Source organism: Streptomyces radicis (genome assembly GCF_003626575.1).
Classification (GTDB): Bacteria; Actinomycetota; Actinomycetes; order Streptomycetales; family Streptomycetaceae; genus Streptomyces; species Streptomyces radicis.
The window spans coordinates 146,991-173,387 of record NZ_RBDY01000008.1 but is presented as its reverse complement, the minus strand read 5'-3'; the positions used below and the strand labels follow the sequence as shown (position 1 = coordinate 173,387).

Genomic DNA, 26,397 nt, shown 5'->3' with positions numbered 1-26,397 from the left:
GGCGCCCGCGACCACCTCCGTCACGACGCGCGCCGCCCGATGGGGCTCGTGGTCGCGGGACCGCGCCGCTCGCCCTGATCCCCCGTGTCCGCCCCGGCCCGGTGGACGCCGACCCGGCCGACGCGGCTGACGCAGCGGGCGCCGTAACGGTCCCCGGGGACGACAAGCTGCGGCCCGGGCCCGGCGAGCGAGCTGCCGTCGGCGTGCGTGGCGAGCAGCACGGCGGACCCGGCGAAGTCGGGGTCGATCTCCGCCCAGGACAGCACGGCCACATGGCCGTCCGCCCCGGCGACCACCAGCAGGAAGCGCGTCCGGTCCTTGCGGCGCCCCGAGGGGAACGCGGGCGCGGCCGAGAGCACCACGTCGTGCAGCGCGGGCCCCGAGAAACGGTGCCGCCGGGCCCCGCTGGTCGAGCAGAGAAACGTCACTTCGGCGTGGTGGACGGGCCACGCGGCGGAGTCGACGAGGTCGTCGACGGTCAGGAGCGCGGGGCGCGCGACCTCGCCGGTCAGGGCGACCGCGGCGCGCGGGGATGAGATGAGCGGGTCCATGGGCGGCCTTTCGCTCGGCACCACCGGTTGGCTACCCCAGGCGGGCGCGCCCATCCGCGGATGCCGGTGAAACGGCTGGTTCCCATGGCATCCGCGCATCGCTGGCGCGCATCACCCCGCATCTGCGGATCGCCACCCCGCGGCAAGGCAACGTCTCGCTCACCGCGTGTAAGGAATCAGCGGCCAGAGTGTGACCCACCGCACGTGACCAGCGCCACATACGAAGGGCGATAGCGGTCCCGGTGGAGGCGGAGGCCGCGGCTGGCGCGGGTCGCGGGGGCGGCGGCCCCGGCCTCTCCGAGGGAGGGCCGTAGATCGCACCTTTGTCCGCCGGTGAGGCACCCGCTAAGAATGGCTGGCATCCACAGATTGTGGTAATTCCCCCCACTCCGAAGAGGTATGCGACTCCATGTCCGCGACCCGCACCCCGACCTCCGGCACGAGCCGGATCACGGCCCGCAAGGTCTCGCTCGCCGGCATCGCCGCCGCAGGGGCCGCCGCGGTGGCCGTCTCGCTCGTCCCGAGCGATGCCTCGGCCTCGCCCGTGGCCCCCGAGCGCGTGGCCTCGAGCACCGCGTCACCCGTGGCGTTCACCACGAACCTCCAGGGCACCGACGCGACCACCGCCGCCAGTGGCCTCGGCAGCCAGCAGACCGCGCTCGCGCTGCCGGGCCAGCCCGCCGAGCGCCCCTCGGCCGCCCCGGCCGAAGACTCCGACAACTCCGACGACTCGGGCTCCGGCTCGGACTCCGGCTCCAACGACAAGCCCGAGGCCGAGGCCAAGGACGAGAAGGCCGAGAAGGCCGCCGAGGGCGCCGAGGGCCAGGGCGGCGAGAAGGCCGCGGAGGCCGAGGAGCCCCAGGAGGAGGAGTACCCGGACAACCTCGACGGCTGGATCCGCGAGGCCCTCGCCATCATGGACGAGCACGACATACCCGGCAGCTACGAGGGCATCCACCGCAACATCATGCGGGAGTCGAGCGGCGACCCGAACGCGATCAACAACTGGGACATCAACGCCCGGAACGGCGTTCCCTCCAAGGGCCTGCTCCAGGTCATCAAGCCCACGTTCGACGCCTACCACGTCGAGGGCACCGCGTACGACCAGTACGACCCGGTCGCCAACATCGTCGCGGCCTGCAACTACGCCGCCGACCGCTACGGCTCGATGGACAACGTCGACAGCGCCTACTGATCCGTCCCCACCGTCCGTCCCCCACACGGATCGGACACACGGATCGCGGGCTCGAGGGCCGTCACCCCTTCGCGGGGCGGCGGCCCTCGAGTATGCCCGAGGTCAGCAGGATGACCAGGCCCGCGAGCGGCACGACGACGAGCCCGACCCTGATCGACGAGGCGTCGGCCACGACCCCCACGAGCGGGGGCGACAGCAGGAAGCCGATGCGCAGCAGGAACGCGGTCACCGTGATGCCCGCGCCGGGCCACAGCCCGGGTATCTCGTCGGCGGCGTGGAACGCGGCCGGGATCAGCGTGGCGATGCCGAGGCCCGCGAGCGCGAAGCCCGCGAGCGTGCTCGGCACCGAGGGCCACAGGAGCGCCGCGCCCATGCCGGTGACCACGAGCAGCCCGCCGAGGCGCGAGGTGTTCCGGTCGCCGAGCCGGTGCACGACCCGGTCGCCCAGCAGCCGCCCCACGGTCTGCGCGCCCTGGAGGGCGGCGAAGCCGAGGCCGCCCACCACCGCGTTGGCCGCCAACTCGCCACGCAGATAGACCGATCCCCACGAGGCGCCCGAGTCCTCGACGGCCGCCGCCGCGGCCGAGAGCAGGCCGAGCACCGCGAGCAGCCTGATCACCGGCCAGCCGGGGCCCCCGCGGGCCGCCTTCCCCGCGTCATCGGCCGCCGCCTCCCGCTCGGCGTCGTCGGGCCCCGGCAGCAGGAAGCGGAAGGCCACCGCCGCCGCGCCCACCGTGATCGCCCCCGCGACGGCCAGGTGGACGGGCAGCGGGATCCCGGCCTGGGCCGCGCCCGCCCCGGTGAGGCCGCCGAGGACGGCGCCGACGCTCCACAGGCCGTGGAAGGAGTTGAGGATCGACCGGCCGTAGAGGCGTTGGACGCGCATGCCGTGGGCGTTCATCGCCACATCGGTGATGGAGTCGAGGCTGCCCGCGATGAACAGCGCCACACACAGCAGCGCGAATCCTGGCGCGGTCCCGATGAAGACGACGTTCGCCCCGAGGAGCGCGAGCGCGACCACGGCCGTCCACGCCGAGCCGAACCGTCTGATCAACGGGCTGGCCAGCAGCCCGATCACCAGCGCGCCCAGCGGCATGGCCGCGATCGCGGTGCCGAGTGCGGTGTGGGAGAGGCCGAGGTCGTCCTTGATCTCCGGATAGCGCGGGACGACGTTGGCGAAGACGAAGCCGTTGGTGAAGAACACGGCCGCCACGGCCACCCGCGCCCTGACGGCCACGCCGGTGGCTGTGCTCATGGTTCTCTTCCCGGCCGTGATCGCGTGATCGAGAGGACGCCTGTGCGGTCGCTCATCCTACAGATCGGCCGGAAGATCACCCGATCGGGGGATCATGGGATGTGTCCCCCGGGACGCGGACGCGTCAGATCGCGCCCTCGGGGGTCGAGCCCTCGATCTGCACCGCGTCCTCGGTGATCCGGTCGATCGCGGCCAGGTCGGCGGCGGTCAGCTCCACGTCGGCCGCGGCGGCGCTCGCCTCGATGTTCGCGCTGCCGCGCGCGCCGACGATCGCGACGTCCACGCCCCGGCGCGCGAGCACCCACGCGATGGCGAGCTGGCTGACGGTCATGCCGCGCTCCTCGGCGAACGCGGCGAGCTCGCGCACGACCGCGACGTTCCGCTTGAGCGCGTCCCCCGTGAACGCCGTGGCGCCGCCGCGCCAGTCGCCTTCGTCGAACGTCGTGTCCTCGTCGATCCGCCCGGTGAGCAGCCCGCTGGCCAGCGGGCTGTAGGCCAGCACGCCGACGCCGTGCTCGGCCGCGTACGGCAGGACGCGCTCCTCCACCGCGCGGCGGAAGAGGTGGTACGGGGGCTGAAGGGTCTCCACCGGGCGGACCGCGGCGAACTCCTCCATCTGCTCGACGCCGTAGTTGGAGACCCCGACATGGCGGATCTTGCCGGAGTCGGCAAGATCCTGGAGCGCGCCCGCCGTCTCGGCGATGGGCACCGAGGGGTCGGGCCAGTGCACCTGGTAGAGGTCGATGGTCTCCACGCCGAGCGCCCGCAGGCTCGACTCGACGCCCGCGCGCAGCCGGGCGGGCGAGGCGTCACGGCCGCCGGGGACGACGCCGCCCTTGGTGGCGATCACCACGCCGTCGCGGTCGCGGGTGAGCTCGGGGCGCAGGGCCTTGCCCAGCACGCGCTCCGCCGCGCCGAAGCCGTAGGCCTGGGCGGTGTCGAAGACGTTGACGCCCAGCTCCCTGGCGTGCCGGATGGCGGCGATGGCCGCGTCCTCGTCGAACGAGCCCCAGTCCCCGCCGAGTTGCCATGTCCCGTAGGCGATCCTCGAGACGCGCAGTCCGGTTCTGCCGAGCGCGGTCGTCTTCATGGGGCGGTGTCCCTTCCCTCGTCGGTCGTCGTCCGCACCGCCACGATCACGGTGCGTGAAGGCAACCTCATTCAAGACCGCGCCCCGGGCCCGTTCTGAGGGCGACACGCCCGGACGCGCCGGGGCGACCCACCGCGGGGGGCGCGGCGGGTCGCCCGGGTGTCCGGTGAGGGGCGTCGTTATCCCTCGTCGTCCCCCTCGTCCTCGTCGCCCTCGAAGAAGTCGCCGACCTCGTCCACCACTTCGGCCGCGACCAGGCCGCCGACCACGCCGACGGCGAGCCCCGCCGCGCCCGCGGCGATCACCGTGCCCATGCCGGGGCCCGAGCCGTGGTGGTCGTCGCCGTGGTGATGGTCCCCGTGGTCGTCCTTGTACGGGGTCCCGTATCCGGGGTGCCCGTGGCCCTGGTAGCCGGGGTGACCCTGGTAACCGGGATGCCCCTGGTACCCGTGGGCCGCGCCATGGCGTTCCACCAGCTCGCGCACCCAGGCGTCCACCTCGGCGGCCCAGTCGGTGCGATCGACGCTGTCGTGGCTGACGGCGTGGTGGTTGAGCGCGTCATGGCCGCCGTCGAACAGCCCGCCGCGCTTGTCCGCCTCGAGCACCACCTCGACGCCGCCTGGCCCGGCGATGAAGGTCAGCTCCAGCTCGTTCACCGCGCCCGCGTAGTGCGGCGGCGGGACCAGCTCGATCTCCTGGTAGAACGGCAACTGCTGGCCGGTTCCGTGGAGTTGGCCCAGCTCCAGGTCGGCGGAGGCGAAGCCGAAGCCCAGCTGGCCCAGCGCCTCGAGGATCGCGGCCTGCGCGGGCAGCGCCGCGACGGAGACCGGGTCGATGTCGCCCGCGTCCTTGGCCCCCGCGACCACCAGCTCGGTCCGCACGCCGATGACGATGCCGAACGGCTGCCCGTACAGCTCGGTCACCGGGGTCTCCCACGGCAGGGTCACCGTGAACGGCAGCGCGTGGCGCTCCCCCGCGGGCAGCCGGAAGCCGCCGCCGACCGTCCAACGGGCGAACGCCACGGCGCCCTCCGCCTCGCCCTCCTCGCTCTCGGCCTCGACGCGGGCGACCAGCTCGAGGGCGACCTCCTCGATCTCGAAGTCGGCCGAGCCGCCCTCCATGTGCACCTGTCCCGACAGCGGGCCACCGGGCAGCGCGGGCCCTCCGTCGAGGACCGTGTCCACCTTGGGCGCGCCCACGCCGAGCGAGCCGAGCAGCCGTTTGAACACCATCGCGGCGTCCACTCCTTCATGTCGTCGAACGTTTTCCGCCCTCGTCTTTCTACAGGCTTGTAGAAGACTAGGGGCCCCCGCGGCGGTCGGTGAGGTGACATTCCAGCCACCGCGGGCCACGCAGGCATATCGGCAGGCGAGGCGTGGTACTCAAGTCGGCCGACATCGGAGTGGCCCGCGCCCCCTGACGTGAGGATGTGGAGTGTCCGACCTACTGACCGGCCCGTGGCCGCTCGGCTGGAGCATCGTCGTCTTCGTCGTCGTGGGGGTGCTCACCGTCCTCGGCAGCGTGCGGCTCGCCGTGCTCGGCGACCGGCTCGCCGACCGGACGGGCTGGGGCGAGGCGCTGTTCGGCGCGGTGTTCTTCGGCGTGGTCACGTCGCTCTCCGGCATCGTGATGACGGCGGCCACGGCGCTGGCCGACCAGCCCCAACTGGCCTATGGCAACGCGGTGGGCGGCATCGCCGCGCAGACCCTGGCCATCGCGGTGGCGGACGCGTTCCACCGCCGCGCCAACCTCGAGCACGCGGCGGCCTCCCTGTCCAACGTCCTCTTCGGCTGCCTGCTGATCGCGCTGCTCGGCATCGCGCTGATGGCGTCGTTCGGGCCCGATGTGACGGTGCTCGGCGTGCACCCCGCGTCGGCGGTGATGGGCGCGTTCTACATCGGCGGGCTGCGGCTCATCAGCGACCGGCGGCGGCCGATGTGGGAGGCGGTGCGGACCAGGGAGACGGTGGTCGACGTGCCGGACGAGCCCGGGTCGCCGGGCGGCGGGCGGCGTTCGGGCGGGCTGTGGGGCGAGTTCCTGGGGATCGCGGCGCTCGTGGTGCTCGGCGGCTGGGCGATCTCGGTGGCGGCCGAGACGTTCGTGAACCGCACGGACCTGCCGCCCGGCTTCGTCGGGGCCGGGCTGATGGGCGTGATCAACGCGCTGCCCGAGACCGCGACGGCCATCGCGGCGGTCCGCAGGGGCGCGGTCACGCTCGCGGTGGCCGCGGTCATCGGCGGGAACTGCCTGGACGCGCTCAACCTGGTCGTCGGCGACATCGCCTACCGGGGCGGCTCGCTGTACCACGCGGCGGGCGACGACGAGCTGTTCCTGACGGCCGCGGCGCTGGTGATGACGACGGTGCTGCTCGGCGGCCTGCTGATCCGCCAGGAACGCGGCTGGCTGCGCCTCGGCTTCGACGGCGTCCTGCTGTTCGCCGTATACGCGGGCACGATCGTGATCCTGGCCTTCTGAGGTGCCGCACCCGCGGCGGGGTCGGCGGTGTCCCCCGCGTGGGGCGACATGGAGTCTTCCAACGGGAATGGCGCTGTTCCCGTGCGGGAAGCGACGCCCCCTCCGGGGAGGGCGACGCGTTGACGACACGCCCCGGGGACGGCACCCGCGCGCAACGCGCCCCCTCCGGGGAGGGCAACACGCCGACGGTGCAACCGGGAGACAGCACCCGCGCGCAACGCCCCCCGCGGGGACAAGCGAACCCCTGCGGGGGGCGACGGGTTGACGGTGCAACCGGGAGACAGCAACCGCGCGCAACGCGCCCCCTCCGGGAAGGGCAACACGTTGACGACACACCCCGAGGACCGCGCCCACGCGCAACGCACCCTGCGGGAAGCAACACCCCTCCGGGAAGGGCAACACGCTGACGGTGCAACCGGGAGACGGCACCCGCGCGCAACGCGCCCCCTCCGGGGAGGGCGACGGGTTGACGGTGCAACCGGGAGACAGCAACCGCGCGCAACGCGCCCCCTCCGGGGAGGGCAACACGTTGACGACATGCCCCGGGGACGGCGCCCGCGCGCAGCGCGCCCCCTGCGGGGGCGACGGGTTGACGGTGTGCGGCGTCCCCTCACGAGGGCAAGTGGACCGTCGCGGGCCCCAGCCGGGGGGCAAGCGCCGTCCCCTGCGGGAACTCACCTCGCGGACACCCGTCCGACAGGGCGGCACCACGCCGGACCGCACGGCGACAACACCACGTTGTTCCCCGCAGAGGGCACCACACCCAACCACCCGACCAGCCGCAGCCCGCGATGAACACCACACCGGAACGCCCGACCCGGCCTGCCCGCCCCCCCGCAGGGGGCAGGCACCACACCGGGCCACCCACTACCCCACCCGGTCGCTCCCCGCAGGGGAAACCGCTCGGCGCAGGACCTCGAGCAGCGTGTCCACGTCCTGTGCCCCGGCCACGCCGAAGCGGTCGTCGATCACGGTGAACGGCACGCCCGTGGCGCCCAGCCGGGTGGCGCGCGCCCCCTCGCGCGCGACCCGCTCGCGGTGGCGGCGGTCGGTGAGGACCTGCCGGGTCTCGGCCGGGGCGAGGCCGAGGCCCTCGCCCAGGGCGACCAGCGCGTCCACCGTGAAGACCGACTCGGCGCGGCCGAAGTGCGCCGCGAACACCGCGTCCCACGCCTCGTCGTGCCGCCCCCTGTCGGTGGCGTGCGCGAGGAACTCATGGGTGAGCGCGGTGCTGCCCGTGCGGTTGTCGGCCACGATGTAGGGGGTCAGGCCGTCCGCGCGGGCGAGGTCCTCGACGCGGGTCATCATCGCGCGGGCCTGCTCGAGCGACCCGCCGGTCTTCGCGGCCACCGTCTCCGCGGCGGGGCGCGACTCGCCGATCGGCGCGGTGGGGTCGAGCTGGAACGAGCGGTGCACCACCGTGACCTGGTCCGCGTGCTCGAAGCGCCGCAGCGCCTCGTTCAGCCGGTGCTGGCCAAGGCCGCACCAGGGACAGACGACATCCGACCAGATCTCCACACGCATGGCCCGGCTCCAATTCTTCTCTCTTGTGCGTAGCACCATCATGCGTGAGCGAGGAAGGGCCCACAAAAGGCACCTCGGTGTGCGTGACGCACCCCGGGGTGCGGGCGGAGGGGAAGGGGTCAGCCGCCGGTCCCGTGGCGTTCGGCGCGGGCGATCTGGGAGGCGGCGTTGACCAGGCCGATATGGCTGAACGCCTGCGGGAAGTTGCCCAGCATCCGGCCGGAGTCGGGGGCCACCTGCTCGGCGAGCAGCGCCAGGTCGTTGGCGTGCGAGGCGGCGCGTTCGAACGTCTCGCGCGCCTCGTCGGTCCTGCCCGCCATCGCCTGGGCCTGGGAGAGCCAGAACGTGCAGAGCAGGAAGCTGCCCTCCTCCCCCGCCAGGCCGTCCGCGCCCTCCTCGCTGCTCGTGCGGTAGCGGCGGACCAGGCCGCGCCGGTCGGTCAGGTCGCGCGCGACGGCGTCCACGGTGGCGAGCACGCGCGGGTCGTCGCCCGGCAGGAAGCCGGTGATGGGCAGCATGAGCGCGGACGCGTCCAGCACGTCGCTGCCGAAGGACTGGGTGAACGCGCCCGCGCGCTCGCTCCAGCCGCGCTCCTCGATCGCGGCGCGGATCTCGTCCGCCGCACGCCGCCAGCCCGCCGTCCGCTCCTCGGTGCCGCCGAGCCGGTCGCCGAGCCGGTCGGCCAGGGTCACCGCGCGGTCGAGCGCGACCCAGCACATCAGTTTGGAGTAGAGGAAGTGCCGTGGCTCGCCCCGGACTTCCCAGATGCCGTGGTCGGGTCGTGTCCACACCTCGGCCGCGGCGTCGGCGAGGCCGAGCAGGAACGTGCCGAGCGCGGGCGCCGCTCCCGCCAGCTGGTCGGCGAACCGGACGGCGGTGTCGAGGAGTTCGCCGTAGACGTCGAGCTGCGGCTGGCTCCACGCGTCGTTCCCGACGCGCACGGGGCGCGAGCCTCCCCAGCCCGTGAGGTGGTCCAACCGCCGTTCGTCCAGGTTGTGTTCGCCGCCGATGCCATACATGATCTGGAGCTGCGCGCCCGAGGGCGACCCGGTGGCGGCCTCGGTCATGAACGTGAAGAACTGCTCTCCCTCGTCCGTGCACGCCGCCACCCACAGCGCGTCCATGGTGAACGCGGCGTCCCTGACCCACGCGTAGCGGTAGTCCCAGTTCCGCGCGCCGCCCGGGGTCTCGGGCAGCGACGTGGTGGGCGCGGCGACGATCGCGCCCGTGGGCTGGTAGGTGAGGGCCTGGAGCACCCGGCCCGAGTGGTGGACCAGGGCGCTCCACGGGCCGCGGTAGCGCTCGTGCAGCCGCGACCAGGCGCGCCAGCTCTCGAGGGTCTTCGCCATGAGATCGGCCAGCTCATCGGCCGAGTAGGCGTCCCTCGGCTCGGCCGTGGGCGGGTCCCAGCCGAGCCCGAACCACAGCTCGTCGCCCTCGGTCAGCGTCGTCCGCGCCAGGGCACCGGCCGGCTCCGCGCCCGACTGGGGCGCCAGCGGCAGCGGGCTCGAGAGCACGAGCACGCCGTCCGCCGCCCGGGTGACGATGCCGCCCTCGGAAAGGATCAGCCCGGGCGGGCCGAGGCCGTAGCCGGGGCGCGGCCTGAAGTCCACGGTCACCTCGGCCTCGCCCGCGTCGCAGCGCACGTGCCGCACCAGCACATGGGGCGCATTCGCGCCGAGCTCGTGGGGGTCGTCGGCGGCGCCCGTGGCCAGCGCGTCGGTCAGCGCGACGATGCCGGTCGGGGTCGTGAACTCCGTGCAGAGCGCCATCGTGCCGGGCACATAACGCCGTTCGGTCCGCGCCGGGCCCGTCGGCCTGATCGCCCAGCTGCCCGCGTGGGCGTCGAGCAGCGCGCCGAAGACGGCGTCGCTGTCGAAGCGGGGGAAGCAGAGCCAGTCCACCGAGCCGTCGCGGTCGACCAGCGCGGCACTGTGGCGGTCGGACAGCAGCCCGTAGTCCTCGATCGGAGTGTCCGCCATCTGCCCGTGTCACCACCTCGCCACCTCGCGGCCGCCTCTCCCTGGCACGCTAACCCGACCCGGCGCGGCCCGCCTCCCCAGTCGCGCACACCCCACGTCCACGGGCCGCGCACCGGCGAATTCCGGACAACCGCCTCTTGACGTCCGGGGAAACGGACCCCACCATCTGTAAACGATTCCAGCCAGTGGAAACGTTTACGACATTGGCGCATCGAGGGCAAACGGGTGGCAACCGGGATGTGGAACGGCGGACAGCCGACCATCGTGTCGATAGCGGAGCGCGCGGGCGTCTCGATCGCCTCCGTCTCCCGCGTCCTCAACGGCCAGGGCGCACGGCGCGACACCGTCGAGCGGGTGCGGCGCGCCGCCGCCGAGCTGGGATACGTGCCCAACGCGGTGGCACGCTCGCTCAAGGACGGGCGCACCCGCCAACTCACCTTCGCCATGCCGGACATCGGCAACCCCGTCTATGTCGCCATGGTCCGCGCGATCCAGTCCGTCACCAAGGCCGCCGGGTACCGGCTGCTGCTGCACTCCACCGACGCCGTCGCCGAGGACGAGCTCGCCGTGCTGCGCAGCCTGGGCGACCGGACGAGCGACGGGCTGATCCTGTGCCCGATCCGCATCACCGGCGCGCACATCGACGCGTTGACGCACGCGGCGGGGCCCGTCGTGGTGATCGGCTCGCTGCCCGACGGCGTCCCGGTGGACAGCGTGCGGGCCGACTCGGTCGCGGGCGCCGCGCTCGCCGTGGCGCACCTGCACGAGACGGGCCGCCGCAGGATCGCGTTCCTGGGCGGCCCGCGCGACACCGTCCCCGGGCACAACCGCGACCTGGGCTATCGCACCGCGCTGGCGGCGCGCGGGCTGCCCTACGACGAACGGCTCGTCGTGCACACGGACTTCGGCATCGACTCGGGATCGGCGGCGGCCGAGCGGCTGCTGCCCGCCGGGCCCGACGCCATCTTCTGCGCCAACGACCAGCTGGCGCTCGGCGCCGCGCACGCCCTGCTGGCGCGCGGGCTGCGCGTGCCGGGCGACGTCGCCGTGGCCGGGATGGACAACAGCACGCTGGCCCAGGCCAGTTGGCCCCCGCTGACCAGCGTGGACCTGGGCTCGTCCGAACGCGGCAGGCACGCCGCCGAGTTGCTGCTCGACCGGCTCGAAGACCGGGCCGTCCACGGGGCCTTCCCCGAGCCCCGCACCACCACCGCCCCTCCCCGCCTCGTCGTGCGCGCCTCGACCGCGCCGGCGACCGACCCCTGAAGTCCGAGGTTTCCCTCATGAGTTTGACCGCACCCCGGGACAGAGCCGTCCCGGGACGCCGCGGCACACCGCCGCCCCGCACGCCGCGCCGCCGCAAACAGGCGCTCGGCCTCGACCACGGGGCGTGGTTCCTGCTGCTCCCCGCCCTGATACCCATCCTGGTGCTGAGCGTGGGGCCGCTGCTGTACGGCGCGTCGCTCGCGTTCACCGACTCCCAGGCGGGCCGCACGGAGCCCACCCAGTTCATCGGGGTCACCAACTTCTCCGACCTGCGCTTCGACGACCTGTTCCTCGACTCGTTCCGGGTCGGCCTGGTGTGGGCCTTCTGCGTGACCGCGCTCCAGCTCGTCCTGGCGCTCGGCCTCGCGCTGCTGCTCGACCAGAACCTCCGCTTCCGCTGGCTGGCCAGGACGCTGGCCCTCGTGCCGTGGGCGATGCCCGAGGTGGTGGTCGGCATCATGTGGCGGCTGGTCTACCACCAGGACGCGGGCATCCTCAACGACACGCTGGCGTCCCTCGGGCTGATCGACAGCAATCTCGACTGGCTCACCAACTTCTCCCTCGCCCTGCCCGCCGTGATCGCCGTGGGCGTCTGGGCCGGGATGCCGCAGACCACGGTGGTGCTGCTCGCGGGCCTCCAGAACGTCCCGCTCGAGCTGCGGGAGGCCGCGCACATCGACGGGGCGGGGGTGTGGCGCCGCTTCACCACGGTCACCTGGCCCGCGCTGCGCCCCGTGGTGCTGGCCATCACCGCGCTCAACTTCATCTGGAACTTCAACTCGTTCGGCCTTGTGTACATCCTCACCCAGGGCGGGCCGGGCGGCGAGACACGGCTTCCGATGCTCTTCGCCTACGAAGAGGCGTTCAAGTACGGGCAGTTCGGCTATGCCGCGGCGATGGGCCTGGCGATGGTGGCCGTGATCGCCGTCCTGCTCGCGCTGTTCCTGCGCAAGCGGCTGAGGGAGGACGTCCAGTGAGCACGACCACGGCGAGAACCACCGCGAGGACCGCCGAGAGGACCCGACGCGTCGGGCGCGTCGCCGGGCGCACCGGGCAGTACGCCGCGCTCGTCCTCTATCTGGTCTTCCTCGCCTTTCCGCTGCTGTGGCTGATCTCGACGTCGTTCAAGTCGCCGCAGGAGCTGGCCTCCATCGATCCCACATGGATCCCCCGGGAGCCGAGCCTCGACAACTACCGGGCCGCGTTCGACGCCCAGCCGCTGCTCAGGGCGGCGTTCAACAGCCTTCTGGTGGCGGGCACCTCGGCCGTCATCGCGGTGGCGATCGCCGTGCCCGCGGCCTATGTCATGGTGCGCCACCGCTCCCGGGTCACCCGCGCGGGCACGGCGTGGATCCTGGTCAGCCAGATGTTCCCGCTGGTCCTGATCATCATCCCGCTCTTCCTGATCCTGCGGAATCTGCGGATGATCGACTCGCTTCCCGGCCTGATCATGGTCTATGTCGTCTGGAGCCTGCCGTTCGCGCTCTGGATGCTCCAGGGCTATGTCAAGGCCGTGCCGCGCTCCCTCGAGGAGGCCGCCGCGGTGGACGGCGCGAGCAGGCTGACCACCCTGCGCTCGGTCGTGCTGCCGCTCCTGACGCCTGGGCTCGTGGCCACGCTGATGTTCGCGTTCGTCACCGCGTGGAACGAGTTCTTCTTCGCCCTCGTGCTGCTCAAGTCCCCGGAGAAACAGACGATGTCCGTGATCCTCACCCTGTTCGTGGGGGACGAGGGCGCCGCCGACCTCGGCCCGCTCGCCGCCGCCGCGTTCCTGGCCACGCTGCCGAGCCTGCTGTTCTTCGCGCTGCTCCAGCGGCGCCTGGTCAGCGGCATGCTCGCCGGGGCGGTGAAGGGCTGATGCGCCGCACACCCACGCGCACCGCGCCCGCCCGCGCCGCCGCCGTGTTCGCCCTCGCCGCGCTGCTCGCCGGCTGCGGCCTCGGCGACGAGGGGCCCGACGACGGCACCGTGACCCTGGACTATCTGAGCCTCGCCTGGCAGGCCGAGTCCGTCGAGGCCAACAAGGCGCTGGTCGACCGGTGGAACGCCGCCAACCCCGACGTCCGGGTCCGCTATGTCCAGGGCTCGTGGGACAACGTCCACGACCAGCTGCTGACGTCGTTCATGGGCGGCGAGGCGCCCGACATCATCCACAACGACGCCTCCGACCTCACCGACTTCGCGTACGGCGGCTACCTCGCCGACCTCACCGACCTGCTGCCCCCCGAGCTGCGCGCCGACATACCCGAACAGGCGTGGGGCACCACGACGTTCGACGGCGGCGTCTACGGCGTGCCGTTCCTCCAGGAGCCGCGCGTCCTGATCGCCAACGCCGCGCTCCTCGCGGACGCCGGGGTGCGGATCCCCACGACGGACGACCCGTGGACTTGGGAGGAGTTCGAGGACGTCGCCGCCGACCTGACCAGGGACACCGACGGCGACGGCGAGACGGACACCTATGGCGTGGCGTGGTCGATGAGCGAGCCGGTCAGCCAGTCGGTCAACCTCTCGCTCTCCACCGGGGGACAGCTGTTCTACCGCGACGGCGGCGAGAACGAGGTGCGGTACGGCGCGGCCGACTCCGCCGTGGCCGAGCTGATCCACCGGCAGGTCAACGAGGACGGCACGGCGCCGCGCAGCAGCCTCGGCATGGGCGGCTCCGACACGTTGCCTGGATTCTTCGCCGACCGGTACGCGCTGCTCCCGCTCAACTTCTCCTTCCGTCAGCAGGTCGCCCAGCAGGCGCCCGACGGATTCGGGTGGAGCGTGCTCCCCATGCCGTCGGGCGGCGGCGACGAAGGGCTCGCGCAGGGCGTCGCCCCGCAGACCCTCTCGGTGGCGCAGGACAGCGACCACCGGCAGGCCGCCGCCGACTTCATCGCGTTCCTCACCCGAGCGGACCACGCGGTGGAGCTGGCCCGTGGCGACTGGATGCTGCCCACCAGCACCACCGCCCTGGCCGATCCCTCGCTCAGCACCGAGGAGTTGGGCTGGCGCACCGGCGTCGAGCTGGCCGCGGCGCTGCGGCCCTCGCCGGTGCTCGGGGTCCGTGGCTACCCCGAGTGGAAGGACAAGATCGCCACTCCCGCCTTCCAGGAGTACTACAACGGAGCCGTTGACCTGGAAGATCTCCGCGAGGAGCTCACCGACGACGGGAACCGGATCCTCGATCGGTACCAGCGTTGACCATGAGACCCGCACCACCAGAAATGAGCAGCGACAGATTATGAGCGTCAGCCTCGACCCCATCGGCCCACGGGACATCCGCCCACGGGAGCCGGACGAGGAGGCCCCGCCGCACCGGCTGGCCACGGTGCCGCGCCCGCAGGCGCCCACCGCGGTCGTGCCGAGGGACCGCGCCAGGGGGGCGATGCTCGGCCTGGCCGTCGGCGACGCGCTCGGCGCGCCCGCCGAGAACATGAAGCCCTCCCAGATCCGTGAGCGCTGGGGCCGCATCGAGGGCTTCGTCTCCGACGACCCGGCCGGTACTGACGACACCGAGTACGCCATCTTCTCCGGGCTGCTGCTCGCCGAGCACGGCGCGGCCCTGACCGTCGGCCATGTCGAGTCGGCGTGGCACGAGTGGATCGCCGACCGGGACGAGGGCCCGTTCAGGGGCGCGGGGTTCAGCGAGCGCGGCACCCTGGAGAACCTCCGCCGCGGCCTGGCCGCGCCCATCTCCGCCCAGCACCGGCACGCCTGGAGCGACGGGCTCGCCATGCGGGCCGCGCCGTTCGGCGTCTACGCCGCGGGGCGCCCGGCCGAGGCCGCGCGCCTGGTGTCGATCGACGGCACGGTCTCGCACGACGGCGAGGGCATCTACGGCGGTCGGGCCGTGGCGGCGGGCGTCGCGGCGGCGATGGTCGGCCACAGCCCCGACGCGGTGGTGCAGGCGGCGCTGTCGGTGGTCCCCGAGGACTCGTGGACGGCGCGCTCCCTGCACCGCGCGGTCTCCGCGGCGCGCCGGGCCAGGCGCGACCCGGCGGCCACGTCGCTCTCGACGGAGCGGACGGTGCGGAAGGCCACCGTCATCGGCGGCTACCCGTGGACCGATCTGGCGCCCGAGGCGGTGGGGCTCGCGTTCGGCTCGTTCGCCGCCTCGCGCGGCGACTTCGTCAGGTCCGTGCAGATGGCGGTCAACATGGGCCGCGACGCGGACACCACCGCGGCCGTCGCCGGGGCGCTCGCGGGCGCGCTGCGCGGCGAGTCGGCGATCCCCGCCGACTGGGCGAAGGCCATCGGCCCGGTCCGCGGCACCTGCCTGCCGTCCATGGCCGGGTGGCACATCCTGGATGTCGCCGACCGGCTCAGCCCGCCGCCCGACGGACGACCCGACGGCAGGGACGACGGACGACCCGACGGACGGCGCGAAGGCCGCGACGGCGGCAGCGAAGGAGCCGCCGCGTGACCCCCACCGTGCCCCCCGTCCTGACCGAGGCCGCGCTCGGCGGTCCCATCGCCGCGAAGGCCCCCCGCCGGATCGAGGGCCTGCTGCTCGGCATCGCCGCGGGCGACGCCGCGGGCTGGCCATCGGGGCGGCACAGGGCCGCCAGGATGCCGGACTGGACCCGGCGGCTGACGCGCGAGCTCGACACGTTCGCCGAGCTGAACGCCACCACCACGCTGCCCGTCCCCATAGCGCTCAACCAGCCGCCCGAGCCGCTGCGGCTCGGCCCTTCCGACGACGCGGAGTGGGCCGCGTTCACCGCGCTCTCGGTGCTGTCGGCGGCCGGATCGGGCGACTCCGACCTCACGGCGGGCCAACGGGTACGATCCGCCCTGGCGTTGGCCTGGAGCTCCCTGGCCGACGAGGTCGCGGCCGCGGCCGACAGGGCCGACGAGATCGAGTCCGCCGAGATCCCGCTGCGCGCCAGGATCTCCGTGCGCGCGGGCCTCGGCAACCTGGCCACCGGGCTGCGGCCCCCCGCCACGGGCCACGACAACCCCCACTACTTCGACGACGCCGCCTGCGTGCGCGCCGCCGTGCTCGCCGTCGTGCACCCGGGCGACCCCGAGGCGGCGGCCGACCTGGCCGAGTTCGACGCCCGCTACACCCAGGACGGCGACGGCGTGCACGGCGCCCGCGCGATGGCCGCGGCGGTCGCCACGGCGTTGGACGGCGGCCCGGTGGACGCGTGCGTGGACGCGGCCGTCGACCAGCTGCCCGAGGGCACCGAGATCCGGCGCAACGCGCTGCACGCCGTCGAGCTCGGGCGCTCGGCGGCCAAGGCCAGACCCGGGCTGCCGGGGAACGCGTTCGCGCTGGTCCCGCTGCTCGAGCACGAGATCGTCGACCACGTCTACAGCTACGGGATCGCGGCGGCCGAGACCGTTCCCGTGGCGCTCGCGGTGGCCACCGCCGCCGCCGGGGCGGTCACCGAGGCGGTGCCGTCCGCGGCCTGCCTCTCCCGCGTCGCCGACTCCGCGCCCGCGCTCGCCGGGGCGCTCACCGGCGTGGTGGGCGGCGCGGACGCGCTGCCCGGCACCTGGCGTGACGCGTGCCGCACCCTCGCCGGGTGCGCGCTGCCCCGGCTCGCGGGCACGGACCTGGTCCCGCTCGCGGAACAGCTCGCCACGACCCCCTTCACCGCCGCCCCGGAAGGACCACTGCCTTGACTTCCTCCCGCCTAGAGGCGGGGGGTTCCAGCGGTCGCCCGCTGGGGTTCCTGCTTCATCGACGACTGCCCTGTCCGGGAGGACTCCCGTTGAGGTCTTACACCGTCTCCACAGGCTGCTGCCGCCAGCCCGGCGGCCAGGATGGTGCGTGCCGCGTTCACGTCACGGTCGTGCACCGCGCCGCACTCGCACGTCCACGTCCGGACGTTCAGCGGCAGTTTCCCGCGGACCGTGCCGCAGGCCCCGCACAGCCTCGAGCTGGGGAAGAAGCGGTCGATCACCACGAGTTCACGCCCGTACCAGGCGCACTTGTACTCCAGCATGGAGCGAAGCTCCGTCCAGGCCGCGTCCGAGATGGCGCGCGCGAGACGCCCGTTCTTGAGCAGGTTGCGGACGGCGAGGTCCTCGATCACGACCGTTTGGTTCTCACGGACGAGCCGAGTGGTGAGCTTGTGGAGGAAGTCTCTGCGCCGGTCGGCGATCCGGGCGTGGACCCGGGCCACCTTACGGCGGGCCTTCTCACGGTTGGCCGAGCCCTTCGCCTTACGGGACAACTCCCGCTGCGCGCGGGCCAGGCGCGTACGGTCACGCCGCTCGTGCCGGGGATTGGCGATCTTCTCCCCGGTGGACAGGGTCACCAGGGACGTGATGCCCGCGTCGATGCCGACCGCCGCGCCCGTGGCGGGGGCCTCGGTGACGGTGTCCTCGCACAGCAGGGACACGAACCAGCGGCCCGCCGCGTCACGGGAGACGGTCACGGTGGACGGCTCCGCCCCCTGAGGCAGCGGACGCGACCAGCGGATGTCCAGCGGCCCGGACATCTTCGCCAGCATCAGCCGCCCATCGCGCCAGGTGAAGGCGCTCCGGGTGTACTCGGCCGACGCCCTCGACCTCTTCCGCGACTTGTAGCGGGGGTATTGGGCCCGCTTGGCGAAGAAGTTGGTGAAGGCGGTCTGGAGATGTCTCAGGGCCTGCTGGAGCGGGACGGAGGACACCTCCGTCAGGAACGCCAGTCCCTCGGTCTTCTTCCATCCGGTCAGCATCGCCGACGACTCCACGTAGGAGACCCGGCGCTGCTCGCCGTACCAGGCCCGCGTGCGTTCCTGAAGCGCCTTGTTGTACACGAGACGGACGCAGCCGAACGTCCGCGACAGCTCCGCCGCCTGCTCGCTCGTGGGGTAGAAGCGGTACCTGAACGCCCGCTTGACCTGCCGCGCCATACCTCACACCCTATCAACCCCCATGTGACCCAAGGGTGTCGATCGGTGACCGTAGACGCCGAACCGCCCTGGCGGCGATTCGCCTTCCCCTGCCCTGCTCCACAGGAGCCTCGTTTCCTCCCCGGCCCGAAGGCCGGAGTACCCACGAAGGAGACCAGATGACGACCCCCACGCCGACGCACCTCGACGCCAGGACCGAAGCCAGGATCGAAGCGAGGAAGGCCGCGCCGCCCACCCTCGAGGACCGCACCGTCGGCGCCCTGGTGGGCGCCGCGGTCGGCGACGCGCTCGGCGGCGCCGTCGAGGGCTGGTCGCCCGAGGCGATCGCCGAACGGCACGGCGGGCGCGTCACCGGCATCGTCGAGCCGTTCCACCGGGAGAACTGGCGCACCGCCCGCCCGATCGCGCCCTACCACAAGGGCGACGGGCACGTCACCGACGACACCCTGATGACGCACGCGCTGGTCCGCGTCTACGAGAGGGTCCGCGACCACCTCGACGCCTACGCGGTGGCCGACCACCTGGTGCCCGACCTGATCTCCACGCCGCGCTGGATCCCCGAACTCGGCGCCGAGGCCCTGCCGTTGCAGCGCATCTTCCTGGCCGAGAAGTGGATCGTCACACGCATCCACTACGGCCATGTGGACCCGCGCGAGGCCGGGGTCGGCAACATCGTCAACTGCGGCGCGGCGATGTACATGGCGCCGGTCGGCCTGGTCAACGCGGGCCATCCCGCGGCGGCCTACGCGGAGGCGCTCGATGTCGCGGGGGCGCACCAGTCCAGCTACGGGCGGGAGGCGGCCGGGGTGTTCGCCGCGGCGGTGGCCGCGGCGTGCGCGCCGGACGCCACGCCGGAGTCGGTCGTCGCCGAGGCGCTCGCGCTGGCCAAGGACGGCACGCGGGCCGCGATCGACGCCGTGGCCCACGTGGCGGGCGGCTACGACGACTTCGAGGAGGCGCTCGGCCCGCTGCGCGCCGCGGTGGCGCCGTTCGACACCGTGGGCCCCGAGTACCGCGCGCCCTCGCTCGGCGCGCGGCGCCCCTCCAGGCTGCACGCGATCGAGGAGCTGCCGATCGCGCTCGGCATGCTGCTGGTCGGCCGCGGCGACTTCCGGCACACGGTGCTCGGCTCGGTCAACTACGGGCGCGACTGCGACTCCATCGCCACCATGAGCGGCGCGATCGTGGGCGCGCTGGCCGGGGAGGGCGCCGTGCCCGGCGAGTGGAGCGAGGAGATCGCGCGGGCCAGCAGGCTCGACCTGCGGGCGCCAGGGGCCGCCCTCGCGGCCGTGGCGTGCGAGGTGTTCGCGCGCGACGTCGAGCGCCGCAGGGCGCACGAGGCGCTGTTCGCCGCGATCGCGGGGGCCTGATGCTGCGTCTGACCTGGGTCCAGCCCGAGGACCTGATCGGCCACGAGCTCAGGCAGGCGGCCCTCGACGGCCGCGACGCCGCGCCCTTGGCCGCCCGCTGGCGCGCGGCGGGCGGCCACCCCGCGCCGCCGCGCGCCGGGGCCTCCCCCGAGCCCGCGCCCGCGGGCCTGCGTGCCCTTGCCGAGGAGCTGCTCGACGAACTGGCCGCGCTGCCAACGCCGTTGGCCGACCGCGAGCCCACCGCCCTGGCGGACATCCGGGCCGCGTGCCCCGACCGGCCCACGCCGCGGGGCACTTCGGGGCGTGCCACGCAACGCCCCCGGCTGGCCGAGCGGTTGGAGGCCGCGTGGCTGGGGCGGGCCGCCGGGTGTGTGCTGGGCAAGCCCGTCGAGAAGATCCCCGTCGACGGCATCCGCGCGCTGGGCCGCGCCGCGGGGAACTGGCCGCTCGCGACATGGTTCACCGAGGCGGGCGTGCCGCCCGAGGTGCTGGCGGCCCACCCCTGGAACCGCCGCTCGCGCGCCACGTCGCTGGCCGAGACCATCGACGGCGCGCCCGAGGACGACGACCTCAACTACCCGCTGCTCGGGCTGCTGTTACTGCGCCGCCACGGCCACCACTTCACCACGGCCGACGTGGCGCAGCTGTGGCTCGACGAGCTGCCCGCGGGCCGGACGTTCACCGCCGAACGCGTCGCCTACCGCAACCTCCTCGCCGGGATCGAGCCCCCGGACACGGCCACCTTCCGCAATCCGTTCCGCGAGTGGATCGGGGCGCAGATCCGCGCCGACATCTTCGGCTGGACCCATCCGGGCGACCCCGCGACCGCCGCCGAACTCGCCCACCGGGACGCCACGTTGACCCACACCGGGGTGGGCGTGCACGGCGCGATGTTCACCGCGGCCGCCACCGCGGCGGCCATGGGAGGCGACGCCGACGCGCACGGCTGCGTGCGCGCGGGGCTCGCCGTCGTCCCGCCGGGGTCGCGCTACGCCGAGGCCGTGCGCTTCGGCGTGGACGCCGCCCGCGCCGCGCCCGCCGCCGACGGCTGGGACGGCGTCGTCGACCGCCTGCACGAGCGGTACCGCGACCACCACTGGGTCCATGTCCTGCCCAACGCCGCGGTCGTCGCCGCCGCGCTCACCCACGCGGACGGCGACTTCTCGGCCACCATCTGCCGTGCGGTGTCCGGGGGTTGGGACACCGACTCCAACGGCGCGACGGCCGGGGCCCTGGCCGGCGCGCTCGCCGGGTCGCCGGGGGCACTGCCCACCCGCTGGACGGGCCCGCTGAAGAACCGGCTCGCGACCACCGTCGCGGGCTTCGACGGCATCGGCTTCGACGCCCTCGCCACACTCACCCTGGAGGCAACGGAGTGACCCGTCCCCTCGGCGGCGGCCCCGCCATCGCGGTCCTCGGATCCACCAACATGGACCTGGTCGCCTACACGCGCGCCGCCCCGCACCGGGGCGAGACCGTGTCGGGCCGGGAGTTCCGCACGGTCCCCGGCGGCAAGGGCACCAACCAGGCGATCGCCGCCGCCCGCGCGGGCGGCGCCGTCGCCATGATCGGCGCGGTCGGCGACGACGACCTCGGGCCCAGGCTGCGCGCGGCGCTCGAAGGGGCGGGCGTGGACACGGCCGCGCTGCGCACCGTTCACGGGCCGAGCGGCATCGCGCACATCGTCGTGGACGACGACGGCGGCAACTCGATCGTCGTCGTCCCTGGCGCCAACGGCACGGTCACCGGGCTCGCCCCCGGCGACGAGGAGCGCATCGCCGCCGCGGACGCCCTGCTGATGCAGCTCGAGCTGCCGATGGAGGGCGTGCTCGCGGGCGCGCGCGCCGCCCGCGCGCGGGGCGTGCGCACCGTACTGACCCCCGCGCCCGCCCAGCCGCTCCCCGACGAACTCCTCGCCCTCACCGACCTGTTGGTGCCCAACGAGCACGAGGCCGCCGCGCTCACCGGGCACCATGTGCCGCGCCGCGCGGCGGTCGCGTTCCTCGACCTGGTGCCCGAGGTGGTCATCACCCTGGGCGAGGCGGGCAGCCTCTACGCCGCGCGCGGCGTGGAGCCGTTCACCGTCCCCGCGCTGCCGGTGCGCGCGGTGGACACGACGGCCGCGGGGGACACGTTCGTCGGCGCCCTCTCCGTGGCCGCGGGGGAGGGCCGCCCCATGGCGGACGCCATGGCGTGGGCCGCGGCGGCCGCGGCCCACGCCGTTCAACGCCCCGGCGCCTCCTCGTCCATGCCGACGCGCGAGGAGATCGACACCCTGCACACCACCACGCAACTCCAGGACGCCCGATGAACGACGCACCAGGAACCCAGGACATCAACCAGGAAGCGACGAGCCAGGAAGCGCCCTCCCCCCTCGAAGGGCTGCGCGTCCTCGACCTGGCCACCCTGTTCGCCGGCCCGCTCGCGGCCACGATGCTCGGCGACTTCGGCGCCGAGGTGATCAAGGTCGAGCACCCGAGGCGCCCCGACCCGTCGCGGGGCCATGGCCCGAGCAAGGACGGCGTGGGCCTGTGGTGGAAGCTCCTCGGCCGCAACAAGCGCGCCATCACCCTCGACCTCTCCACCTCGGGCGGCCGGGACGTGCTGCTGCGCATGGCCGCCGAGTCCGATGTGATCATCGAGAACTTCCGGCCCGGCACCCTGGAGAAGTGGGGCCTCGGCTGGGACGAGCTGTCCGCGGCCAACCCCCGTCTCGTCCTCGCGCGGGTCACCGGGTTCGGCCAGTTCGGCCCGTACGCGCGGCGTCCCGGGTTCGGCACGCTGGCCGAGGCGATGAGCGGCTTCGCGGCGATCACCGGTGAGCCGGACGGGCCGCCGACGCTGCCGCCGTTCGGCCTCGCCGACTCGATCGCCGCGCTGACCACCGCCTATGCCGTGATGACGGCCCTGGCGGGCCGCGACCGCACGGGCCAGGGCCAGGTCGTGGACATGGCGATCATCGAGCCGATGCTCACGGTCCTCGGCCCCCAGCCGCTCTGGTACGACCAGCTCGGCCATGTGCAGCGGCGCACCGGGAACCGCTCGGCCAACAACGCCCCCCGCAACACCTACCGCACCGCCGACGGCCGCTGGGTCGCCGTCTCCACGTCGGCGCAGTCGATCGCCGAACGCGTCATGCGCCTGGTCGGGCGGCCCGAGGTGATCGACGAGGAGTGGTTCGCGACGGGCGCGGGCCGCGCGAGCCACGCCGACGACCTCGACGAGGCGGTCGGCGCCTGGATCGCCCGGCATGAACGGGCCGAGGTCATCGAGGCGTTCGAACGCGCCGAGGCGGCCATCGCGCCCATCAACGACATCCGCGACGTCATGGCCGACGAGCAGTACAGGGCGCTCGGCTCGATCACCGAGGTCGAGGACGAGGAGCTGGGCACGGTCCGCATGCAGAACGTCCTCTTCCGCCTCTCGGGCACGCCGGGCGCCATCCGCTGGGCGGGCCGCCCGCACGGCGCCGACACCGACGAGGTGCTCGGCGGGCTCGGCCTGTCGCCCGAGGAGATCGCGTCGCTGCGCGCGGGGGGCGCCCTGTGACCGCCGCCGTGGCCCAGGCCCCGTATCTGACGTGGCTGTATGTCCCCGGCGACCGCCCCGACGTGGTGGCCAAGGCGCTGGACTCGGGCGCCGACGTGGTGATCGTGGACCTGGAGGACGCGGTCGCCCCCGAGCGCAAGCGGTACGCGCTCGACGCGACGGCCGAGCTGCTGGGCGAGCGCCGACGCGTGCCGGTGCACGTCAGGGTCAACGCGCTCGACGGGCCGCTCGCCGAGGCGGAGGTGCGGCGCCTGACCCCGCTGCCCGGGCTCGACGCGCTGCGGCTGCCCAAGGTCAGCGGCCCGGGCGATGTCGCGCGGGTCGCCGGCTGGGCCGCCCATGTGCCGCCGCTGTACGCGCTGTTGGAGAGCGCGCTCGGCGTGGAGAACGCCCACGCCGTCGCCATGGCCCACCCGGCGGTGGCGGGTCTCGCGCTCGGCGAGGCGGACCTGCGCGCGGACCTGGGGGTGTCCGACCCGGCGGGCCTGGCCTGGCCCCGCTCCCGCACGGTCGTGGCGGCGCGCGCGGCGGGCCTCGCGCCCCCGGCGCAGTCGGTGTACCCGGACATCAGGGACACCGAGGGCCTGGCGCGCTCGTGCGCGGAGGGCCGCGCCCTGGGCTTCCTGGGCCGCACGGCGATCCACCCCCGCCAACTCCCGGTCATCGAGCGGGCGTTCCTGCCGACCCCGGCGGAGGTCGAGGCGGCCCACGAGGTGGTGGGCGCCGCGCGGACGGAGGCGGGCGCCCTGTCGCTGCCCGACGGCCGGTTCGTGGACGCGGCGGTGGTGGCGGCGGCGCACCGCACCCTTGCCCTCGCCGGGCGGGCATCGGAACGGCGACCCCGCGCCCCCCGGTCGCCTTGAGGGGCCCTCCGGGGGGGCCGAGGCCCGCACCGAAGCCCGACAGCGCGAACAAGCGCGTTCCCCTGGGGCGCCCACCCACAGGCCGGAACATCAATCCGCCCGCCGCGGGCGCCGCGAGGCGGCGCCGGAACGCCGAAGGCCCCGGTTTCCCGGGGCCCTCACAACCACCAACCCCCGCCGGAGGCGACAAAGCCGGGGGCCACCCCGACGTCGAACCCCGCGGGAGGCGTCACTCCTCAAGGCGCGGGAACAGCGGGGCGCCCTTGGTGATCGGGGTGGTGGGCGGGAGTTGACCCCAGCGGGCCGCCTCTCCCACGCGCTGGGCCGCCAGGTCGCCCAGGGCCTCGTCCGCGCCGAGTGAGTCCCACAGCGCGCGGGACGTCGTCGGCATCACCGGGTGCAGCAGCACCGCGATCGCGCGCAGCGACTCCGCCGCCGTGTACAGGATCGTCGCCAGCCGCGCCCGCGCGGGCTCCGAGGTGTCCTTGGCGACCTTCCACGGCTCCTGCGCCGTCAGATAGCCGTTGACCCGCTTGATGAAGTCGAAGACCGCCGCGATGCCGCCCTGGAAGTCGAGCTCGTCGCCGATGCGCCGGTCCGCCTCGGTGACCGCGGTGGCCAGCGCCTCGTGCAGGGACCGCTCCGCTTCGCCCGCCTCGCCGGGCTCGGGCAGCGCGCCGTCGAAGTACTTGCCGATCATGGCGGCGACGCGGGACGCCAGGTTCCCGTAGTCGTTGGCCAGCTCGGAGGTGTACCTGACCTGGAAGTCCTCCCACGAGAACGACCCGTCCTGGCCGAACGCGATCGCGCGCAGGAAGTACCAGCGGTAGGCGTCCACGCCGAAGTGCGACGTGAGGTCCTGCGGCTTGATGCCCGTCAGGTTGGACTTGGACATCTTCTCGCCGCCCACGAGCAGCCACCCGTTGGCCGCGACCTTGCCCGGCAGCGGCAGCCCGTTCGCCATGAGCATCGCGGGCCAGATGACCGCGTGGAAGCGGAGGATGTCCTTGCCCACCAGGTGCACGTCGGCGGGAAAGATGGACTCGAAGCGCTCCTGGTCGGCGCCGAAGCCCACGGCCGTCGCGTAGTTGAGCAGCGCGTCGACCCACACGTAGATGACGTGCCGCGTATCCCACGGCACGGGGATGCCCCAGTCGAACGTGGAGCGCGAGATGGAGAGGTCGGTGAGGCCCTGGCGCACGAAGTTGATCACTTCGTTGCGCGCGGACTCGGGCTGGATGAAGCCGGGGTTGGCCTCGTAGTGCTCGAGCAGCCTGGGGCCGTAGTCGGAGAGCCTGAAGAAGTAGTTCTCCTCCTTCAGCAGCTCGACCGGCCGCTTGTGGATCGGGCACAGCTTCGCGCCGCCCTCGCCGTCGAGCAGCTCGCCCGGGACCTTGTACTCCTCGCAGCCCACGCAGTAGGGGCCCTCGTACCCGCCGGGGTAGATCTCGCCCTTGTCGTGGAGCGCCTGGAAGAACTCCCGCACCCGGTCCGTGTGCCGCTTCTCCGTGGTGCGGATGAAGTCGTCGTTCGCGATGTCGAGGTGCTGCCAGAGGGGCTTCCAGGCGTCGGCCACCAGCGTGTCCGCCCACTCCCGGGGGGACACGCCGTTGGCCTCCGCCGTGCGCATGATCTTCTGGCCGTGCTCGTCCGTGCCGGTGAGGAACCACACCTTCTCGCCGCGCTGGCGGTGCCAGCGCGTGAGCACGTCGCCCGCGACGGTCGTATAGGCGTGGCCCAGATGGGGAGCGTCGTTCACGTAATAGATCGGGGTCGAGACGTAGTACGCCTTCGCCCCGGTCCCTGGATCTGATCCGGTGGCCGCCATGCCGGGGATCCTATCCGCGCGCCGCGGACAAGCGGAAACGGATACTGCCCCGCGGCCGAACGACGCGCCCGCGCCGCTCAGTCCTCGCCCGCGGCGGCGCGCTGGAGCGCGTGGACGTCGAGCTTCCGCATGCCCAGCATGGCCCGCGTCACGCGCTCCGCCGCGGCCCGGTCGGGGCCGCCGATGGTGTCGGTGAGGAAGCGCGGGACGATCTGCCACGACAGGCCGTACCTGTCCTTGAGCCAGCCGCACTCGCTCTCCTCGCCGCCTTCGGCGGTCAGCCGGTCCCACAGCCTGTCGACCTCGGCCTGGTCCGCGCAGTCGACATAGAGCGAGACGGCCTCGGTGAAGGCGAAGTGCGGGCCGCCGTTGAGCGCGATGTACCGCTGGCCCGCCAGCTCGAACGTCACGGTCATGACCGTGCCCGCCGGGGCCGGGCCCGCCTCGCCGTACCGCTGGACGTCCACGACGCGGGAGTCGTCGAACAGGGACGTGTAGAACGCCGCGGCCTCCTCGGCCTGGTCGTCGAACCACAGGAAGGTGGTGATCTTCTGCATGGGGCGTTCCCCTCGGGAGTGGACCGGTTCTCACGAGGGTGGACCGGCCCGAGGGG

General features: G+C 73.6%; 22 protein-coding genes. 13 read left to right on the top strand and 9 right to left on the bottom strand.

Annotated elements, in window-relative coordinates; translation table 11 throughout:
• Positions 1–20: 20 nt before the first annotated feature.
• Entirely contained in the window at positions 21–551 is a 531-nt protein-coding gene (locus D7318_RS13985; protein ID WP_230423718.1) for a molybdopterin-binding protein, read from the bottom strand.
• 409 nt (positions 552–960) lie between these two features.
• Between D7318_RS13985 and D7318_RS13980 the strand changes: the two genes are divergently transcribed.
• A complete protein-coding gene (locus D7318_RS13980; protein WP_120697284.1) occupies positions 961–1,746 on the top strand; it encodes a transglycosylase SLT domain-containing protein in 786 nt (261 codons plus the stop codon).
• A 61-nt stretch (positions 1,747–1,807) separates the two neighbouring features.
• On the opposite strand, the gene D7318_RS13975 is transcribed toward D7318_RS13980, so the two are convergent.
• From D7318_RS13975 to D7318_RS13965, 3 genes are all read right to left on the bottom strand, one after another.
• Positions 1,808–3,001 (bottom strand): MFS transporter, encoded by a 1,194-nt coding sequence (locus D7318_RS13975; protein WP_120697283.1) that lies wholly within the window; start codon positions 2,999–3,001, stop codon positions 1,808–1,810.
• A gap of 124 nt (positions 3,002–3,125) precedes the next feature.
• Complete coding sequence (locus D7318_RS13970) at positions 3,126–4,091, bottom strand: aldo/keto reductase (protein ID WP_120697282.1); 966 nt, start codon at positions 4,089–4,091, stop codon at positions 3,126–3,128.
• A 179-nt stretch (positions 4,092–4,270) separates the two neighbouring features.
• Positions 4,271–5,323, bottom strand: a complete 1,053-nt coding sequence (locus D7318_RS13965; RefSeq protein WP_120697351.1) for a sporulation protein — start codon at positions 5,321–5,323, stop codon at positions 4,271–4,273.
• Positions 5,324–5,525: 202 nt separating this feature from the next.
• Between D7318_RS13965 and D7318_RS13960 the strand changes: the two genes are divergently transcribed.
• Positions 5,526–6,566 (top strand): sodium:calcium antiporter, encoded by a 1,041-nt coding sequence (locus tag D7318_RS13960; RefSeq protein WP_120697281.1) that lies wholly within the window; start codon positions 5,526–5,528, stop codon positions 6,564–6,566.
• Between the two features lie 867 nt (positions 6,567–7,433).
• Here the strand turns inward: D7318_RS13960 and D7318_RS13955 are convergent.
• Positions 7,434–8,090: a DsbA family oxidoreductase gene (locus D7318_RS13955; RefSeq protein ID WP_183091406.1), complete on the bottom strand. Its 657-nt coding sequence runs from the start codon at positions 8,088–8,090 to the stop codon at positions 7,434–7,436.
• A 119-nt stretch (positions 8,091–8,209) separates the two neighbouring features.
• A complete protein-coding gene (locus tag D7318_RS13950; protein ID WP_120697279.1) occupies positions 8,210–10,072 on the bottom strand; it encodes a glycoside hydrolase family 15 protein in 1,863 nt (620 codons plus the stop codon).
• Positions 10,073–10,297: 225 nt separating this feature from the next.
• Here D7318_RS13950 and D7318_RS13945 point away from each other — a divergent pair, with 225 nt between their 5' ends.
• The 6 genes from D7318_RS13945 to D7318_RS13920 are packed head-to-tail and all read left to right on the top strand — an operon-like array spanning position 10,298 to position 16,954.
• Positions 10,298–11,338 (top strand): LacI family DNA-binding transcriptional regulator, encoded by a 1,041-nt coding sequence (locus tag D7318_RS13945; protein ID WP_230423713.1) that lies wholly within the window; start codon positions 10,298–10,300, stop codon positions 11,336–11,338.
• A gap of 17 nt (positions 11,339–11,355) precedes the next feature.
• A complete protein-coding gene (locus tag D7318_RS13940; RefSeq protein WP_120697277.1) occupies positions 11,356–12,315 on the top strand; it encodes a carbohydrate ABC transporter permease in 960 nt (319 codons plus the stop codon).
• On the top strand, positions 12,312–13,196 hold the full coding sequence (locus D7318_RS13935) for a carbohydrate ABC transporter permease (protein ID WP_120697276.1): 885 nt from the start codon (positions 12,312–12,314) through the stop codon (positions 13,194–13,196). Before D7318_RS13940 ends, D7318_RS13935 begins: the two co-directional genes overlap by 4 nt.
• On the top strand, positions 13,196–14,524 hold the full coding sequence (locus D7318_RS13930; protein WP_120697275.1) for an ABC transporter substrate-binding protein: 1,329 nt from the start codon (positions 13,196–13,198) through the stop codon (positions 14,522–14,524). Before D7318_RS13935 ends, D7318_RS13930 begins: the two co-directional genes overlap by 1 nt.
• 40 nt (positions 14,525–14,564) lie before the next feature.
• On the top strand, positions 14,565–15,746 hold the full coding sequence (locus D7318_RS13925; RefSeq protein ID WP_120697274.1) for an ADP-ribosylglycohydrolase family protein: 1,182 nt from the start codon (positions 14,565–14,567) through the stop codon (positions 15,744–15,746).
• 8 nt (positions 15,747–15,754) lie between these two features.
• The gene (locus D7318_RS13920; RefSeq protein WP_183091413.1) at positions 15,755–16,954 is read left to right on the top strand and encodes an ADP-ribosylglycohydrolase family protein; all 1,200 of its coding nucleotides are present in this window, start codon (positions 15,755–15,757) and stop codon (positions 16,952–16,954) included.
• Between the two features lie 11 nt (positions 16,955–16,965).
• Here the strand turns inward: D7318_RS13920 and D7318_RS13915 are convergent, their stop codons facing one another.
• A complete protein-coding gene (locus D7318_RS13915; RefSeq protein ID WP_120697272.1) occupies positions 16,966–18,174 on the bottom strand; it encodes an RNA-guided endonuclease InsQ/TnpB family protein in 1,209 nt (402 codons plus the stop codon).
• A gap of 158 nt (positions 18,175–18,332) precedes the next feature.
• Here D7318_RS13915 and D7318_RS13910 point away from each other — a divergent pair, with 158 nt between their 5' ends.
• From D7318_RS13910 to D7318_RS13890, 5 genes are read left to right on the top strand one after another with little or no spacing between them, the layout of a single operon-like run.
• Complete coding sequence (locus tag D7318_RS13910; RefSeq protein ID WP_120697271.1) at positions 18,333–19,544, top strand: ADP-ribosylglycohydrolase family protein; 1,212 nt, start codon at positions 18,333–18,335, stop codon at positions 19,542–19,544.
• The gene (locus tag D7318_RS13905; RefSeq protein ID WP_120697270.1) at positions 19,544–20,923 is read left to right on the top strand and encodes an ADP-ribosylglycohydrolase family protein; all 1,380 of its coding nucleotides are present in this window, start codon (positions 19,544–19,546) and stop codon (positions 20,921–20,923) included. The genes D7318_RS13910 and D7318_RS13905 overlap by 1 nt, the downstream gene beginning before the upstream one ends.
• A gap of 50 nt (positions 20,924–20,973) precedes the next feature.
• Positions 20,974–21,855, top strand: a complete 882-nt coding sequence (locus tag D7318_RS13900; protein ID WP_120697349.1) for a ribokinase — start codon at positions 20,974–20,976, stop codon at positions 21,853–21,855.
• Positions 21,852–23,093 carry a CaiB/BaiF CoA transferase family protein gene (locus D7318_RS13895; protein ID WP_120697269.1) on the top strand — a complete coding sequence of 414 codons (1,242 nt, stop codon included), beginning with the start codon at positions 21,852–21,854 and terminating at the stop codon, positions 23,091–23,093. Before D7318_RS13900 ends, D7318_RS13895 begins: the two co-directional genes overlap by 4 nt.
• The gene (locus D7318_RS13890) at positions 23,090–23,956 is read left to right on the top strand and encodes an HpcH/HpaI aldolase/citrate lyase family protein (RefSeq protein ID WP_183091407.1); all 867 of its coding nucleotides are present in this window, start codon (positions 23,090–23,092) and stop codon (positions 23,954–23,956) included. Before D7318_RS13895 ends, D7318_RS13890 begins: the two co-directional genes overlap by 4 nt.
• A 229-nt stretch (positions 23,957–24,185) precedes the next feature.
• On the opposite strand, the gene metG is transcribed toward D7318_RS13890, so the two are convergent.
• The gene (metG, locus tag D7318_RS13885; RefSeq protein ID WP_120697268.1) at positions 24,186–25,784 is read right to left on the bottom strand and encodes a methionine--tRNA ligase; all 1,599 of its coding nucleotides are present in this window, start codon (positions 25,782–25,784) and stop codon (positions 24,186–24,188) included.
• A 77-nt stretch (positions 25,785–25,861) separates the two neighbouring features.
• Positions 25,862–26,341, bottom strand: a complete 480-nt coding sequence (locus D7318_RS13880; protein ID WP_120697267.1) for a VOC family protein — start codon at positions 26,339–26,341, stop codon at positions 25,862–25,864.
• Positions 26,342–26,397: the final 56 nt, after the last annotated feature.